At 69.4% G+C, this 16,253-nt stretch carries 15 protein-coding genes; 1 reads left to right on the forward strand and 14 read right to left on the reverse strand.

Going from position 1 to position 16,253, the window contains the following annotated elements:
• Positions 1 to 22: 22 nt before the first annotated feature.
• From ACFXQA_RS12560 to ACFXQA_RS12580, 5 genes are all read right to left on the reverse strand, one after another.
• Complete coding sequence (locus ACFXQA_RS12560) at positions 23 to 847, reverse strand: pseudouridine synthase (RefSeq protein WP_394520184.1); 825 nt, start codon at positions 845 to 847, stop codon at positions 23 to 25.
• On the reverse strand, positions 844 to 1,413 hold the full coding sequence (gene scpB / locus ACFXQA_RS12565) for an SMC-Scp complex subunit ScpB (protein ID WP_394520185.1): 570 nt from the start codon (positions 1,411 to 1,413) through the stop codon (positions 844 to 846). Before scpB ends, ACFXQA_RS12560 begins: the two co-directional genes overlap by 4 nt.
• The gene (locus tag ACFXQA_RS12570; protein WP_394520186.1) at positions 1,403 to 2,275 is read right to left on the reverse strand and encodes a segregation and condensation protein A; all 873 of its coding nucleotides are present in this window, start codon (positions 2,273 to 2,275) and stop codon (positions 1,403 to 1,405) included. The genes scpB and ACFXQA_RS12570 overlap by 11 nt, the downstream gene beginning before the upstream one ends.
• Positions 2,259 to 3,146, reverse strand: a complete 888-nt coding sequence (locus ACFXQA_RS12575; protein WP_394520187.1) for a ParA family protein — start codon at positions 3,144 to 3,146, stop codon at positions 2,259 to 2,261. Before ACFXQA_RS12575 ends, ACFXQA_RS12570 begins: the two co-directional genes overlap by 17 nt.
• A 193-nt stretch (positions 3,147 to 3,339) precedes the next feature.
• A complete protein-coding gene (locus ACFXQA_RS12580; protein WP_394520188.1) occupies positions 3,340 to 4,848 on the reverse strand; it encodes an HNH endonuclease signature motif containing protein in 1,509 nt (502 codons plus the stop codon).
• Positions 4,849 to 4,940: 92 nt separating this feature from the next.
• Between ACFXQA_RS12580 and ACFXQA_RS12585 the strand changes: the two genes are divergently transcribed.
• Positions 4,941 to 5,633 (forward strand): hypothetical protein, encoded by a 693-nt coding sequence (locus tag ACFXQA_RS12585; RefSeq protein WP_394520189.1) that lies wholly within the window; start codon positions 4,941 to 4,943, stop codon positions 5,631 to 5,633.
• 16 nt (positions 5,634 to 5,649) lie between these two features.
• Here ACFXQA_RS12585 and ACFXQA_RS12590 read toward each other — a convergent pair whose 3' ends face one another.
• The 9 genes from ACFXQA_RS12590 to ACFXQA_RS12630 all read right to left on the reverse strand — a co-directional run bounded on the left by ACFXQA_RS12590 (position 5,650) and on the right by ACFXQA_RS12630 (position 16,250).
• On the reverse strand, positions 5,650 to 6,483 hold the full coding sequence (locus tag ACFXQA_RS12590; RefSeq protein ID WP_394520190.1) for a hypothetical protein: 834 nt from the start codon (positions 6,481 to 6,483) through the stop codon (positions 5,650 to 5,652).
• A 64-nt stretch (positions 6,484 to 6,547) separates the two neighbouring features.
• A complete protein-coding gene (gene xerD, locus ACFXQA_RS12595; RefSeq protein WP_394520191.1) occupies positions 6,548 to 7,471 on the reverse strand; it encodes a site-specific tyrosine recombinase XerD in 924 nt (307 codons plus the stop codon).
• A gap of 1 nt (position 7,472) precedes the next feature.
• Positions 7,473 to 8,075 (reverse strand): NUDIX domain-containing protein, encoded by a 603-nt coding sequence (locus tag ACFXQA_RS12600; protein ID WP_394520192.1) that lies wholly within the window; start codon positions 8,073 to 8,075, stop codon positions 7,473 to 7,475.
• Positions 8,072 to 9,769 carry a CTP synthase gene (locus ACFXQA_RS12605; protein ID WP_394520193.1) on the reverse strand — a complete coding sequence of 566 codons (1,698 nt, stop codon included), beginning with the start codon at positions 9,767 to 9,769 and terminating at the stop codon, positions 8,072 to 8,074. Before ACFXQA_RS12605 ends, ACFXQA_RS12600 begins: the two co-directional genes overlap by 4 nt.
• Positions 9,770 to 9,783: 14 nt before the next feature.
• Positions 9,784 to 12,669 (reverse strand): hypothetical protein, encoded by a 2,886-nt coding sequence (locus ACFXQA_RS12610; RefSeq protein ID WP_394520194.1) that lies wholly within the window; start codon positions 12,667 to 12,669, stop codon positions 9,784 to 9,786.
• Complete coding sequence (recN, locus tag ACFXQA_RS12615; RefSeq protein WP_394520195.1) at positions 12,666 to 14,363, reverse strand: DNA repair protein RecN; 1,698 nt, start codon at positions 14,361 to 14,363, stop codon at positions 12,666 to 12,668. The genes ACFXQA_RS12610 and recN overlap by 4 nt, the downstream gene beginning before the upstream one ends.
• Positions 14,360 to 15,280: an NAD kinase gene (locus tag ACFXQA_RS12620; RefSeq protein WP_394520196.1), complete on the reverse strand. Its 921-nt coding sequence runs from the start codon at positions 15,278 to 15,280 to the stop codon at positions 14,360 to 14,362. The genes recN and ACFXQA_RS12620 overlap by 4 nt, the downstream gene beginning before the upstream one ends.
• Positions 15,277 to 16,077 (reverse strand): TlyA family RNA methyltransferase, encoded by an 801-nt coding sequence (locus ACFXQA_RS12625; RefSeq protein WP_394520197.1) that lies wholly within the window; start codon positions 16,075 to 16,077, stop codon positions 15,277 to 15,279. The genes ACFXQA_RS12620 and ACFXQA_RS12625 overlap by 4 nt, the downstream gene beginning before the upstream one ends.
• Positions 16,074 to 16,250 (reverse strand): hypothetical protein, encoded by a 177-nt coding sequence (locus ACFXQA_RS12630; RefSeq protein WP_394520198.1) that lies wholly within the window; start codon positions 16,248 to 16,250, stop codon positions 16,074 to 16,076. Before ACFXQA_RS12630 ends, ACFXQA_RS12625 begins: the two co-directional genes overlap by 4 nt.
• Positions 16,251 to 16,253: the final 3 nt, after the last annotated feature.

The raw sequence follows: 16,253 nt of genomic DNA on the forward strand, positions 1-16,253 counted from the left end.
GGGCGGAGCGCGGGAAGAAAGCTCACTCGTCGACCGACGGATCGTCCGTGCGGGGATGGGCGTCGTCGGTGGCGGGCTCGCCTCCACCATCACGACGCGAAAGAGTGAGCAGTGCGCCGCGTTCTATCGTAGTCAATTCGCGCGCGCGCCCGACCGGGAGCGGTCCGAGCGTCAACGGTCCGAAACGCCGCCGGACCAGGTCGATGACCGGGTGGCCCACCTCGGCCATCATCCGACGGACGATCCGGTTGCGCCCGGAGTGCAGCGTCAGCTCGACGATGCTGGAGTCCCCGGAAGCATCCAGCAGGCGGGCCTTGTCGGCCGCGATCACGCCGTCTTCGAGGTCGACCCCTCGGGTGAGCCGGGCGATCGACTGGGCGGTCACCTGTCCCTCGACCTTGGCGACGTACAACTTCGTGACACCGAACGAGGGGTGGGCGAGCACGTGGGCGAGGTCGCCGTCGTTGGTCAAGATGAGCAGCCCGCTGGTGTCGGCGTCGAGACGCCCCACGTTGAACAGCCGCTCGTCCCACTCCTCGGCGAACTGCCGCAGGTCGGGGCGCCCGCGTTCGTCGCGCATCGAGCTCACGACGCCGGTGGGCTTGTTGAGCATGACGTAGCGCTTGGTGGTGTCGAGCTGCACGGCCACGCCGTCGACGTCGACGAGGTCGGTTTCGGGGTGGATGCGGTTTCCGAGCTCGGTCACCACCTCGCCGTTGACCCGCACGCGTCCGGCGGCGATGAGGTCTTCGCTCACCCGCCTCGACGCGACCCCCGCGTTGGCGAGTACTTTCTGCAGGCGGATGCCGTCAGCATCCGCTCCTGTGGGCTCAGTCGTCGAGCTCATCGCATGACCTCCGTGTCGAATCCTGCCGAACCGTCGTCGAGCAGCGGCGCGATGCGCGGCAGCTCGTCGAGGGAGTTGATACCGAGGTTCACCAGAAGGGCGTCGGTCGTTCCGTAGTGGATCGCGCCGGTCTCGGGGTCGGCGTAGGCCTCGGTGATGAGCCCTCGCGCCAGGAGGGTGCGCACGACCGAGTCGACGTTCACCGCGCGGATCGCCGCGACCTGGCCGCGCGTCACGGGCTGCTTGTAGGCGATCACCGCGAGGGTCTCGAGCGCCGCCTGCGACAGCCGCGACGGCGCCTGCGTGTTCACGAACTCCGAGACGAGGTCGTCGTGCTCGGCGCGCACGTAGAGCCGCCACCCTCCGCCGACTTCGCGCAGTTCGAAGCCCCGGCGGGGGCCGCTCCCACGCCCGTCGTAGTCGTCGACCAGGGTCTCGACCGCCTGACGCACCGCTGCGACGGGTGCGCTGACCGCGGCGGCCAGGCTGATGAGGCTCTGCGGCTCCTCGATCACGAGCAGGATCGCCTCGAGCTTTCGGGCGATAGAGGGTGTGTCATCGGTCATAATCTGCTCCCAAAGTGGCGAGGTTCTCTTCCGACCAGCGCGCAGCGCTCCACCGCAGGGTGAGCTCGCCGAGCGGCTCGAGCTGTTCGAAGGTGAGCGCCGCGTGGCGGTACAGCTCGAGAACGGAGATGAATCGGGCGACGACCACACCCGGTTGGGCGACGCCCGCGATGAGGTCGCGAAACGTGAGGGTGCCCGCACTGCGCAGGAGGGTGACGACGACGGCAGCCTGCTCCCGGATGCTGACGAGCGGCGCATGCAGGTGATCGAGCCCGACCTGCGGAATCTCTTTCGGAGCGAAGGCCAGCATCGCCAGCGCGGCGAAGTCGTCGGCCGTGAGCGTCCACACGAGTTCTGGAACGGCGTTGCGGTACTTCTCGTCGAGGCGCACGGAGCGCACGTGCCGCCGGTCTTCGGCCTGCAGACCCGAGGCGAACCAGGCCGAGACGTCTTTGAACGCGCGGTACTGCAGCAGCCGAGCGAACAGCAGGTCGCGCGCCTCGAGGAGTGCGACCGACTCGGCGTCGACGAGTTCGCCCTGGGGCAGGAGTCCCGCGACCTTCATGTCGAGCAGGGTCGCCGCGACGACCAGGAACTCGGATGCTTCGTCGAGGTCGCCGTCGGGACCCAACGCGCGCAGGTACGCGATGAACTCGTCGGTCACCCGGCTCAACGAGACGTCGGTGATGTCGAGCTCGTGCTTCGAGATCAGTGTCAGCAGGAGGTCGAAGGGCCCGTCGAAGACTCCGAGCGAGACGCGAAAGCCTTCGTCTCGCGCTTCCGGTTCGCTCGCCGGTTGCCCGTCGACAGGCTCGGGGAACGCGTCGCCGTCTGTCGTCGGCGCGTCAGGCGACGGCGCCACGGGCGACCAGCTCCCGCGCCAGGCGCAGGTAGGCCTGGGCGGCCGCGTGCTCCGGCGCGAACTCGGTGATGGGCATTCCCGAGACCGAGGCGTCGGGGAACTTGACGGTGCGCCCGATGACGGTCTCGAGCACATCGTCGCCGAACGCCTCGACCACGCGCTCCAGCACCTCGCGGGAGTGGAGGGTGCGCGGGTCGTACATCGTGGCCAGCACGCCGTCGAGGGTGATCGACGGGTTCAGTCGGTCGCGCACTTTGTCGATGGTCTCGATCAGCAGCGCGACGCCGCGCAGCGCGAAGAACTCGCACTCCAGCGGAATGAGGACGCCATGGCTCGCCGTCAGGGCATTGACCGTCAGCAAACCAAGCGACGGTTGGCAGTCGATGAGGATCACGTCGTAGTCGGCCGAGACCTTCCGCAGCACGCGGGCGAGGATCGTCTCGCGGGCGACCTCGTTGATGAGGTGCACCTCGGCGGCCGAGAGGTCGATGTTGGCGGGAAGGATGTCGAGACCCTCGACGCGCGTGGGCACGATCACGTCGTACGGGTCGCGCTTCGTGTCGAGGAGAAGGTCGTAGATCGTCGCCGACTCGTGCGTCTGGATGCCGAGACCCGCCGACAGAGCGCCCTGCGGGTCGAAGTCGACCGCGAGCACCTTGCGGCCGTACTGCGCGAGGGAGGCGGCGAGGTTGATGGTCGTCGTCGTCTTGCCGACGCCACCCTTCTGGTTGCACAGCGCGATGATCCGCGCGGGGCCGTGCCCGGTGAGCTTCGGCGGGGTCGCGAACCCGTGATAGGGCCGCCCCGTCGGTCCGAGAGTCACTTCGCCGTCGCCGGCCGCTCCCGACCTCTTCGTTGCGCTGCCCGCCACGGACCCACCTGCTTTCACTGCCGTTCGATCGATTCTAGCGAGCCCCGCGTCTCCTCCTTCGTGGGCTCACCGGCGCGTATCGGATGTCACGTGAGCTCACCGACGCGGACCGAATGTGCCGACGGCTCATCGGCGCAGATCGGATGTCACGCGGGCGCGCGAGCCGCGGCGTCTGAGCACGACGAGGAATCGCCTAGAACGGTGGGGAATCCCCGTCGGGCCTGAACACCACCCTTCGTGTCGGAACCACCGCACCGGGTGATCCGTCGGCATCGCGCCCGCGAGGGCCGGGCGAGGCGCGGTGACGCGCCATGATGCTCGCTCGGGGACCTTCGGGCCTACCGCGGTCGACGACGGCGATGTCTGCACCGGTTCTGCGCTCGGGTGGCGGATCGGGCACATAGGCGGCGCGGGGCGGGGGTTCGTCGACGTAGACGCCGCCGGTCGGGGTCGTCCATTCGATCCGCCCTCCCGCCAGCTGACGAACTTTCCATCCCGGCTGATGCTTGAGCACGTGATGTCGTCGGCAGAAGTGGCTCAGGTTGCAGTCTTCTGTCGCCCCGCCTTCGGCCGCGGCATGGTTGTGATCGAGGTCGCACCGGTGCGCGGGCATTCGGCACCCGGGGCACCGGCACCGACGGTCGGTGGCCTGTTTGGTGCGTTTCAGATCGGCGTTGGGCGTGTATCGGTCGACGGCGAGGACTGCACCGGTGATGGGGTGAGTGAGCACGCGGTCCCACCCGGGGGCATCTCGCATGAGCTCTCGCGCCGAGTCGGGGTCGATCGGACACCGCCCGTCGAGTTCGACGAGGTCGTCGTCGACGCCGGCCGCAGTCAGTACCGGGACGGTGACCTGCACGACGGCACGGACCGCACCCAACCTTCCGGGCCCATCCCCGGTCGAAGTCGGGTCCATGGTCGGCGCACCGGTCAGCAGCAGATCGGCGGCGACATCGGCGCGAATCTGCGCGAGAGTGCGCTCGTCGGGCACGAAGCCATCTTCACCGACGCGTTCCTTCGCCTCTGCGCGCGCATCGTTCTGGATGACCTTGGCCTGTTGGGTCAGTCGATCCTGCGTGCCGTACACGGTGACCGCGGGGCCGACCAGAACGAACTCGCCCATCCCGTCGGGCAGGTCACGCACCCGCGTGCCGCGGTCTTCCCTGGCCAAGCGGTGCCGGTCTGCCATCGACCGCGGATTCATCCGCTCGGCCATCGCCCTCACCACCGACCGGAACCGGCCGACCGACTCGCGCTCGGCGACCACCAACGCTGCCGCTGTGAACGCCTCACGCGCGTCGTCGTCGTCAATGGCCGCCCCTGCCTCGACGAGCGCGGTCACGTGGCCACGACCGATGCGGCCTTCGCTGAGCGCGGTGACGACGGTCGGGAACAGTGCCACCGTTGTCGCCGCGTCACCGATCATGCCCTGCACCGCCCTGTCGCTGAGCCGCACCGCCATCGCCACCTCGGCCGCGATCTCTCGCAGCGGCAGCTCCCGAACCGCCCGGGTCTGCGGAAGCCTCTCGCGTTGCTGATCGGCCAACGCCGACAGCCCCGCGAGGGCCTGCAACTCCATCGCCTCGAACGCCGCCCGACCCCGCCGCGACTCCTCGATCATGGTCACCAGCGAGCCGAGCACCGCGAGCTCGGCCTCGGTCGAAACCGCCGAATGGCGGGGATCAGGTGCCTGCTCGCTCATGAGAACAGCATCCCACCAACCTCGGACATAGCTTCGAAAGTCGCGTTCCGTCCGACCAGTTCGTCAGGGGATCGAAGTGGGACCATGGGCTCATGTCCTCGCCTGACGAAATGCCGCGCATCGCGGATCACCCGGTAGACCCGGCGGCGCTCGCTGTGCCCGGCACATCGCTGGCGGCTCTGGCCGCAGAGCTCGGCGCCGTGGAGATCGCCGACCGCACCGACGACGTACCGGATGACGGATGGCGGGTCTTGCAGACAGATCCTCGTGGTGCAGCGATCCTGGGGGCGCCGGTGTCGGCTGGCGCTGACACGTTTTGGCGGCTCGCCCACCTTCAGCACGCGTACACGAACCAGGACAAAGAGCAGACACAGCTATCGGTGCCGCGCTGGGTCGTCATCGTGGACCCGGCTCTGTACCCCGCAAAACCCAGTCTCGCCGAGCGACGCCGGGGGCTAGAGGTCCGGTGGCCTCCGGGGTCAAGTGAACACGGCCCGCCGTTCCTCGTGGAGATCGTGAACACCCGGGCGATGAGGGTCGAACTCTCGGCCGACGAACTACTCGTTGTCGGTGTCGTCACACCGCCGCAGACCACGAACTTCTCCTTCGGGTATTTCAGTGCGAACCCCGCCGACCCGCTCGTCCTTCAGCCGGGTGGCTCGGCGCTCGTTCCGGTCCGCGTGCAAGAAGGCGACGGCCAGGGTAGAGCGCCCGGCCCGGTAGAGCTCCACGCGATGCTCGTGAACCTGGGTCTGCACGCGCCCGTGCTCGCCATTCGCATGTGATGCCGCAGACACGTCCCTACTCGGTGTCGAGGTAAACGCCGATGCGTTCACCGTCGAAGACGAACTGCAGTGCGCTGCCCTCGGGAAATTCGGCCCGCAGCTCGACGGGGACGCTGCTGTCCACCTCGAGTTGCACCGTGGCCAAGAAGGCGCCGGCGCGGCAGCCGGAGTAGGTAGTTCCTTGGATGGACCACGAGTTGGGGTCGGCATCTGGTTCGGGCAGTTGCTCTGTTTCCACGGCTGAGATGCAATCCGTGCCCGCGCCGGTATACCCGCGCGTGGTTTCGAAGAACGTCAGTCCGAAGAAGTCGAAGACAGCAGAACTCGGACCCGCGCCGAACCACCCCGTGGGTATATCCACGGCCGACGAAGGTTCGAGAGTCGCGATCTGGCGCGCACCGTGCGATACCGGCACGGGGGCGAAGGACGTCAGGGCATAGGTCACCGCGGCTGCCGCCGAACCCGCGGCGACGACCGAGAGCACCCACCAGAACCGAGTCCTCCTCGACGCACGTGTCACGGAGGAACGCGACAGCGCCCCGTTTTCTTGCGAGACGACCGGTGACGTTCCGACCGTTCCCTCCGCCGTCTCGCCGACCGCACCGGACTCGGCCGGTTGCGTCACCTCCGGCCCCGGCACCGCCTCGATCAGCGTCGCCTCGATCGGCACCGACTCGATCGGCACGGAGTCATCGCCGGCGGTGGCCGACGTCGGGGCGTGACCTTCACCGTGTCGGGCTTCCAGGTCTCGCAGTCGGCGGACCGCGAGCGGATCCTGATCGATGTCGGCGGAGGGGCCGTACGCGCGGGCCCGCAGCAGCTGCAGTTCCGTGAGGTTCGAGGCATCCACGCTTCGCATTGTGCCATGACGCCCCGGCGCGCCAGGGTGGATCGACGCCGAAGGCGCCCCGCCGTCACCGAGCCCGTGGATGCGAGGTCGCATACACATCGCGCAGCGCGTCGACGCTCACGTGGGTGTAGATCTGCGTCGTCGCCACCGACGCGTGACCGAGCAATTCCTGCACCACGCGCACATCGGCTCCGCCCTGAAGCAGATGGGTCGCGAAAGAGTGGCGAAACGTGTGCGGCGACACGTGCGCGTGGAGGCCGGCCCGTTCCGCGGCCTGCTGGATCACCAGCCAGGCGCTCTGCCGCGACAGGGGTCCGCCGCGTACGCCGAGGAACAGCCGCGGAGACGACCGCCCGCGGGCGGCGAGCGCCGGCCTCACCCGCGTCAGATACGCATCGACGGCGGCCCGTGCGTACGAACCGACGGGCACGATCCGCTCTTTGTCGCCCTTGCCCCGCAGGCGGATGACGTCGCCGTGCGAGAGATCGTCGACGTCGAGTTGCACGACCTCCGACACCCGCGCGCCGGTCGCGTAGAGCAGCTCGAGCAACGCCCGGTCTCGGACGGCTGCCGGCTCTGTCGGCACATCATCGCCGGGCGCGGGCCCCGCAGCATCCAGCATCTCTTCGATCTGAGTCACCGTCAGCGCCTTCGGCAACCGCCGCGGAGCCTTCGGGGGGCGGAGCCGACCCGTGGGGTCGTCGGCGTCAGCCCCCTCACGCACGAGGAATCGGTGCAGCCCGCGAACGGAGGACTGCAGGCGCGCGAGCGACGACGCGGCGGGCGGTGGCTCGGCGGAGGCGCGTTCCGCGGCGAACTCCCCCACCACCGCGGGCGTCACCTCGGCGGCGTCGGCGATGCCGCGCGCCGCGAGCCACCCCGAATAGACGGCGAGGTCGCGGCGGTAGGCGGCTTGCGTGTGTTCCGACAGCCCGCGCTCGAGGGCGACGTGCCGCAGGTACGCGTCAACCGCCCGCTCGAGGCGCACGTCAGCGCTCCGGTGCGGCTTCCCGCCGAAGCACTTCGGCCGCGGCCAGTACGCCCGCGATGAGGATTCCGTTGCGTAGTCGCCCTTCAAGGATGCCCGTGACGACATCCGCCAGAGGAACGCGCTCGACACGGATGTCGGCTTCTTCGTCCTCCCGCTCGAATGCGCCGGACGCAGCGACGAGGTCGCGAGCGAGGAAGATGTGCAGAACTTCGCTGCTGCCCCCGGGCGAGGTGTGCATCGTCAGCAGCGGCTGCCACCGGTGGGCGACGAGGTCGACTTCTTCCGCGAGCTCACGCCGCGCCGAGTCGACCGGGGGTTCGCCGGCGACGTCGAGCAGCCCGGCCGGAATCTCCCACTCGCGAAGGTGGATGGGGTGTCGATACTGCTGGATGAGCACGACGCGGCCGTCGTCGTCGATGGCGACGATCGCCGCAGCTCCCGGGTGATCGACGTATTGCCGCACGATCTCGCCGTCGCCGTAGCGCACGGTGTCGGAACGCACGTCCCAGACCCGGCCCTCGAACACCTTCTCAGAGGCGACGACCTCGAGATCGAGGCGTTCGTCGTGCAGCGCGTCCCCCGAACCCGGGGCGTCCGTCACGACGACTCCTCGACGTCGAACAGCTCGCTGGCGCGGTGACGGTCGAGGGCCGCGCCCACGAGGCCACGGAAGAGCGGATGCGGCGCGGTCGGGCGCGAACGCAGCTCGGGGTGCGCCTGCGTCGCGATGTAGTACGGGTGCACGTCGCGCGGAAGCTCGACGTACTCGACGAGGTCGAGGTCGGGGTTGATGCCCGAGAAGACGAGCCCGGCGTCGGCGAGCTGCTGGCGGTAGGCGTTGTTGACCTCGTAGCGGTGGCGGTGACGCTCACCCACCTGCGAGGCGCCGTACACCTCCTCGGCGATCGAACCCGGCGCCAGATCGGCGGGGTAGAGTCCGAGCCGCATGGTTCCCCCGAGGTCGCCGCGGTCGAGGATGTCGACCTGCTCGGCCATGGTCGCCACGACGGGGTGCGGACTGTCGGGGTCGAACTCGCTCGACGAGGCACCCTCGAGACCGGCCACGTTGCGCGCGTACTCGACGACGATGCACTGCAGACCCAGGCAGATCCCGAGGGTCGGAATGCCCTGCTCGCGCGCGAAACGGAGGGCGCCGAGCTTGCCTTCGATGCCGCGGATGCCGAACCCCCCGGGAATGACGATGCCGTCGAGGTGGCCGAGGGCCTTCTCGGCGCCTTCGGGCGTCTCGCAGAGGTCGGAGGGGATCCAGGTGACCGTCACGTGCGTCTCGTGGGCGAACCCGCCGGCTTTGAGCGCTTCGGTGACCGACAGGTAGGCGTCGGGCAGGTCGATGTACTTGCCGACGAGCCCGATGGTCACTTCGTGCTTCGGGTTGTGCACGGCCTCGAGCACCTTCTCCCAGCGCGACCAGTCCACGCCGGCGGCCTTCGACAGGCCCAGGGATCGCACGAGGTACTCGTCGAGACCCTGGTCGTGCAGCATCGTCGGGATGTCGTAGATGCTGGGCACGTCGACCGCGTTGACGACAGCGTCTTCGTCGACGTCGCACATGAGCGCGATCTTGCGCTTGTTCGACTCGGTGACCGGCCGGTCGCTGCGCAGAACGAGCGCGTCGGGCTGGATGCCGATCGACCGGAGCGCGGCGACCGAGTGCTGCGTGGGCTTGGTCTTCTGCTCTCCGGAGGCGCCCATGTAGGGCACGAGCGAGACGTGGACGAAGAAGACGTTGTTCCGGCCGAGTTCGTGACGGATCTGTCGAGCCGATTCGATGAAGGGCTGCGACTCGATGTCGCCCACCGTGCCGCCGATCTCGGTGATGATGACGTCGGGCTGCGGCACGGCGGTCGCCTGCAGACGCATCCGTCGCTTGATCTCGTCGGTGATGTGCGGAATGACCTGCACGGTGTCGCCGAGGTACTCGCCGCGGCGCTCGCGAGCGATCACCTCGGAGTAGACCTGCCCGGTCGTGACGTTCGCCGCCTGGCTCAGTTCGATGTCGAGGAAACGCTCGTAGTGACCGATGTCGAGATCGGTCTCGGCGCCGTCGTCGGTGACGAAGACCTCACCGTGCTGGAACGGGTTCATCGTGCCCGGGTCGACGTTGAGATACGGGTCGAGCTTCTGCATGACCACGTGGAGTCCCCGCGCGGTCAGAAGATTGCCGAGGCTGGCGGCCGTCAGACCCTTGCCCAGCGATGAGACGACACCTCCCGTTACGAAGATGTGCTTGGTCGTTCCGCTCGAATCGCTGCCCGTTTTTGAAGAGTCCGTCACGGGCTTCCATGCTATCAGCCCGGTCGACGGCGAGAGCCTTTTCGGTGCCACGTCATCACCGTGTCGGCGCTCAACGTGCTGCGCGTGCGTGCGAGAACCACCCACGTCGCGATGATGCTGGCGGCAAGGGACACGAGCAGCACCGCGAGCAGCGGATCCTCCGAGTACGCATCGGCGCTCGCCCACACCAGGAGCGGCAGCTGCGCCGCGGTCAGCGCAGGCGGCATCCACCGCACCAGGTCGCGGGTCTTTCCCCTGCGGGCCAGTCGCACCGGGCCGAGCATGACGCCGACGACGCTCAGACCGATCGCGATCAGGGCGAGGGCAGGCGACAGCAGCCAGGGCAGCGATTGCCAGGCCGTGTGCCGCGCCCACTCCTCCTCCGACGGACCGGTGAACGTGCCGTCGGGAAACAGGAGCTGCGCTCCGCCGTACTGCGCGCCGGAGGGCCAGAGGCTGCCGGCATCGTATTCGTCATCGACACGCTCATCGAAGGCGAACACGACGCGATCGGGCGTCACGGTCGGATCGGAGAATCCGATGGGCGGGCGCCCCTTGCGGTGTGCGAGCTCGTCGAGCCAGCCGCTGCCGTCGACGAGGCTGTCGGCGAGCTCGGGCGGCATCGTGACGGCGACCCGCAGACGTTCGGGTTCATGGTCTACGCCCTCCCAGGTCCAGTCCCACCACGGCAAGAGCGCCGTCCAGCGCACCGCGTCGAGCGACGCGACGCCCTCGTGCAGAGCGGATGCTGCGTCTGTCAGCGTGTAGCGGACCTCGATGTCGTGCTCACCCGGCCACTCGTCCGAGAGTCTCGTCTGAACGACCGCATGACCCCGCACGCGGGACTGCTCGAACGGCACCGCTTCGCCGTCGACAGTGATCTCGTCGACGGTCAGGGACTGGTCGTGGCCGTCGACCTGATCGCGCCACACGCGGGTGACCTGCGGAATGGCTCGAAGGTTCTCATCCGTGTCGGCCTCGAGCTTCTCGACCACCTCGAGCCGCGCCTCGCCGTTCGGACCCCGCGACAACGAGGCCTCGATATCGACGTCGGAGACGTAGACGCCGTAGTCGCCCTCCACGTCCTCGAGGACATCGTTCTGGCCGAGGGCGTGGCGTGTTCCCGCGGTCGTCGTGGCGACGAGGACGCAGGCGGCGACGACCGCGACGACGGCGGCCACCCGCACGATCAGGCGACCCGTGGTGACGAACCGGGGGTCCTCCGACACCTGCTGCGACAACCCCTCCCGATCGAGCATCTCGGTGACGAGACGCCCCGCGCGCCGGGGGCGCTCGAACATGACCACGTAGGGCAGCAATCGGTCGCGAAGCGGCGTGCGATCCGCCGCCGACGTCTGCTCCACGAAAAGCTCCTGGCCGCGCAGGTGCTCCACCGCCAGGGTGCCCGCCCGGGTGAGGGGACGAGCGGTGAGCGCGATCGCGAGAACGGTGGCCGCCAGAACGGTCGAGACGACGACGATCGCGACGGGCCACCAGTACACCGTGAGGGTCACCTGATACGACAGCTGCCGCACGAGGCCCCACTGCACGGCCGTGAGCGCGACGCTCGCACCGATGAACGCGTCGCGGACGAACCCCCGCGGCACGCGGCGCAGGCCGTCGGTGAACTGGGCGGTCCACGCCCGGGACGAGCGGTACGCGGAGAGTGCGTGCGGGATGTCACCCACACGGCCGGTGCGCCGGGCGACGCGCACGAGGCGCCGCAGCGCCGCGGCGTCCGAGCGGTCGGAGCGGTACTGCACGAGCGCGTCGACCAACGCACTGGAGCGTCGAGCACGCCACAACCGGGCGTCTTCGCCCGGCGTTGAGCCCGACCGCGGGCCGTCCTGCGCGACGAACCAGGATCGGCCTCGTGCGTCGGCCCACGCGACCCGGCGCGCGGCGAGCGAGAACAGCAGAGTGGCGGCAAGGAGAGCGAGGGGAACGAAGGGTCCGATCACCTGCACCCAGAACAACGCCGACGGCTCGGGCATCGTGAACGTGCCGGCCTCAAAGCGCAGCGCGAACCAGAACGACGCGAACGGCGGAAGGTTCTGATCGTTCGTCGCCCGGTAGACCACCGCGTCGGCGGTTTCGCTGTCGGGGGTCAGTGTCTGCGAATCGCCGACGAGCAGCCAGGCGATCCCCGAACTCGGTTGCCGCGCGTAGGCGTCGACGAGCTCACGGGGAACGGTGATCGTCAGCGAGCTCTCGGCCACGCCGTGCGACCACTCCGGTCCGAATGCATCCCATTCGAGGAGGTCGTACAACTCCCGCGACGAGGGATCCTGGTCGCTGTACGCGACGTCGTGGAGCACGTACCGCAGCACGACATCGTGATCGCCGCGCAGACGTTCGCCGGCATCCACGACGAAGGCCGATCGTGTCGGTGTCTCTCGGACGGTCGGGGCGATCACCGCTCCGTCCAGCGTGGCGCCCCGCAGCTCGGGACGCAGATCGTGGCCCTCGTACTGGGTGGCGATGACGCGCTCGACCGCCGACTCGTCGACGTCCTCGGGGAAGAAGGCGGTGATGCGTTCCTCGACCTCGAGGGCCAGGCGACCGTCGTCGGCGTGCACGAGTGTGTAGTCGGCTTCGAAGGAACGGGCGATCCAGGTATCGGTCGCCTCCCCCGCCGATGACGTGATGTCGTCGAACGAGAGCGGTTCGTTGAGCACAGGCCCGACCAGCAGAAAGACACCCGCCGCCAGCAGGAAAGCCCAGAACAGCCGGATGGCGCCGCGCAACTGCTCGCCGCCGTGCGACTGCAACCACCCTTCCAGTCGGAGCAGTCGCGACGAGAGGAAGGCGTACAGGGGTGTTGGCCGGCGCGGGGCGATGTGCACCGCTCCCGCCGGCGGCGAATCCGCGGCGATTGCGGCGTCGTCGTCGTCGTTCACCGCGCGCCGCGCGCGGTGTCGAGCAACTCACGGGCGTGTGTGAGCGCCGCGTCGGAGTCGGCCAGGCCCGAGAGCAGTCGCGCCATCTCGGCCTCGCGGTCCGCGCCCTCCAGGCGCCTCACGCTCGAGGCCGTGACCGAGCCGTCATTGCTCTTGACCACCGAGAGGTGGTTGCCGGCGAAGGCCGCCACCTGTGCGAGGTGGGTCACGACGATCACCTGCGAAGACTCCGCGAGTCTGGCCAGGCGCCGACCGACCTCGATCGCCGCCGCTCCGCCTATCCCGGCGTCGACCTCGTCGAAGACGAAGGTGGGCACCGGATCGACCGCGGCGATCACGACCTCGATCGCCAACATGACGCGGCTCAGCTCGCCTCCCGAGGCGCCCCGTGCGACAGGTCGAGGATCGGCACCCGGGTGCGGGGCGAGGAGAATCGTGACGTCGTCGCGGCCGTAGGTGGTCGGCGACCCCGGCGCGACGCTCACGACCAGGGTGGCGTCGGGCAGGGCGAGGGCGTGCAGTTCATCGGTCACCGCGGCGCCGAGGCGCACTGCGGCGGTCTCTCGCGCGTGCGTGAGCGCGGCGGCGGCGGCGTCGAGCGCGGCGGAGGCTGCATCCCTCTCCTCCGCGAGCCGTTCGATGCGGTCGCCGTCGTCGTCGAGCTCCGCCAAGCGCGCCGAGCCGCTCTCGAGCAGCGCGATGGCGGCATCGACTGATCCGTGCGCACGCGCGAGGCCCGCCAGCGCGGCGCGGCGATCTTCGACGGCGGCGAGTTCGTGCGGGCCTGATTCGTCGAGGTCGGCGAGATAGGCCGAAACCCCGGCCGCGAGATCCGCGACGCGGTACCCGAGGTCTGCCGCCTGCTCAGCGAGGGCCTCGAGGGAGGAGTCGTGGATGCTGCCGCGCTCGAGGGAGCGTCTTGCCTCGGCCACCCGCGCGGTCGCGTCGGCCGCGTCGAGCTCGCTGGACAGCGCCTCGTGTGCGGTCGCCGCGGCGAGCCGCAGCTCCTCGGCGTTAGCGAGACGCTCGGCGCGCTGAGCGAGGTCGACGTCTTCGCCGGCGGTCGGCGCGACCGACTCGATCTCGGCGAGCGCGGCCCTCAGGTCGTCGGCCTCACGGCTGCGCGCATCGCGATCGCCCTGCAGCTCGCTCAGCTCGGTGTCGAGCGCGCGCCACCGTGCGTAGGCGCTCTGGTAGTCCGTCAGCGCCCGCGCGACCGGAGAGCCGGCGAACCGGTCGAGCGCATCGCGCTGGGCCCCGGCCGAACGCAACCGCAGCTGGTCGGACTGCCCGTGCACGACGACCAGCGAGTCCGCGAGCTCCGACAGCACGCCCGCAGGGGCGCTCCTGCCCCCGACCGTGGCGCGCCCGCGTCCTTCGCTCGACACCGTTCGTCCGAGGTACAGTTCCGCGCGCCCGTCGCCGAGAGGTTCGACGTCGCCGCCGGCCTCGCGAACGCGGTCGACGACCGGGCCTTCGTCGGGAACACTCCAGACGCCGTCGACGGCGGCGTGCGCAGCTCCCGAACGCACCGCGCCCGAGTCCGCCCGGTTGCCCAGCAGAAGCCCGAGACCGGTCACGACCATCGTCTTGCCGGCGCCGGTCTCTCCGGTGATCGCGGTGAACCCCGGGCCGATCGGGAGGGTGGCCTCCGCGATCACCCCGAGATCACGAAGCCGGATCTCCTCGATCACGAGACCTCCGGAGCGGGTCCTCGCCAGCCCGTGACGGGCAGGCGGAACTTGTGCACGAGGCGGTCGGTGAACGCCGGGGGGTGCAGACGCGCGAGCCGCACCGGCTCGGGCGACCGACGCACCACCACGCGCGCGCCCGGGGGAAGCTCGTGCGAGCGCCGCCCGTCGCACCAGAGGATGCCGATGCCGCTCGTGCGCTCGAGCACCTCGATCGCGATCGGTGCCTCGGGCCCGACGACGAGCGGTCGCGCGAACAGAGCGTGCGCCGAAAGCGGGACGACCGCGATGGCCTCGACGGAGGGCCAGATCACCGGACCGCCGGCCGAGAAGTTGTACGCCGTCGAACCGGTGGGAGTCGAAACCACGACACCGTCGCAGCCGAACGACGACACGGGCCGGCCGTCGATCTCGATCACGACCTCCAGCATCCGTTCCCGGCTGGCCTTCTCGACCGTCGCTTCGTTCAACGCCCACGTCTCGTAGATGACGGTGTCACTGGAGTCCTTGACCCGCACCGACAGCGCGAGTCGCTCCTCGACGCGGTAGTCGCGGTCGATGGCCCGGCGCACCGCGTCGTCCATGTCGTCGCGCTCGCTCTCTGCGAGGAAGCCCACGTGCCCCATGTTGATTCCGAGCACGGCCGCGGTGCCGCCTCGCACGAGTTCGGCCGCGCGGAGGATGGTGCCGTCTCCGCCGAGCACGATCGCGAGTTCGAGTTCATCGACGGCGACGTCTTCACCGAGGGTGCCGATGCCGTCGAGCGAGAACGCCCCCTCCAGGTCGTCACGGTCGTCACGCGACAGAACAGCACGTGCTCCCGCCTGGCGCAGCGCAGAGATGACGCGTTCGGCGGCGGCTATCGTGTCGTCGCGGCGTGCGTGTGCGACGACGAGGATGTTTCGATCGCTGGGGGTCATCGGCTTCCGGTCAATTCGTTCACGGTGCTCCCCCATTCTGAGGGATCACTTCCCCGTCCGGCGGCGAGATGCGCGACGTACTCGCGATTTCCGTGGAGACCGGCTATGGGTGAAGCGGTCAACCCGACTGTACGCAGGCCGACGTCCCATGCCGCCCACAACACCGTCGACACGGCATCCGCGCGCAACGCGGGGTCGGTGACGAGACCGCCTTTCACCGCCGTGCGTCCGACCTCGAACTGCGGCTTGATGAGCAGCACGACATCGGCGCCGGGCGCGGCGACGGCAACGACGGCGGCCAGCACGTGCGTGAGCGAGATGAACGAGAGGTCTCCGGTGATGAGATCGGGTCGTTCGTCGAACCCCGTGGCAGCGGCGAGCCCCGCGGCATCCATGTACCGCACGTTGAAGCCCTCGACCGAGATGACGTCGGGGTCGAGAGCGAGCAGCGGGTCGAGCTGCCCGTGCCCGACGTCGACGGCGAGCACCGGCCTCGCACCGCGTTCGCGCAGAACCTGGGTGAACCCGCCGGTGGACGACCCCATATCGAGCGCTACGCGCCCGGCAACGGGCACATCGAACGCGTCGAGGCCGGCGAGCAACTTGTGCGCGGCGCGGCTCACGTAGTGGTCAGAGGCCGCGACCTCGAGGACCGCCTCCTCCCTGACCGGCGCGGATGCTTTGACCACCACCACACCGTCGACAGTCACCATGCCGTCGGCGATCAGGTGCGCGGCCTGCGTGCGCGAGCGCGCCAGACCCCGCCGAGCCAGCTCCGCGTCCAGACGCGCGGTCATTCGCGCGCGTGAAGATCGACGGGGCCCGACTCGAGGCGCCGAGCAAGCTCGTCGTGCAGAGCTGCATAGGCATCGGCACGATCCGAAAGCGGCTGGCCCTCGATGATCCGCAGTCGACTGATCAGCTCAGACCCCTCGCGAGCGGCATCACCGGAATGGTTCGCGTCGGTCATCCC

The sequence above is a fragment of the Microbacterium shimangi genome, assembly GCF_043556445.1.
Lineage (GTDB): Bacteria > Actinomycetota > Actinomycetes > Actinomycetales > Microbacteriaceae > Microbacterium.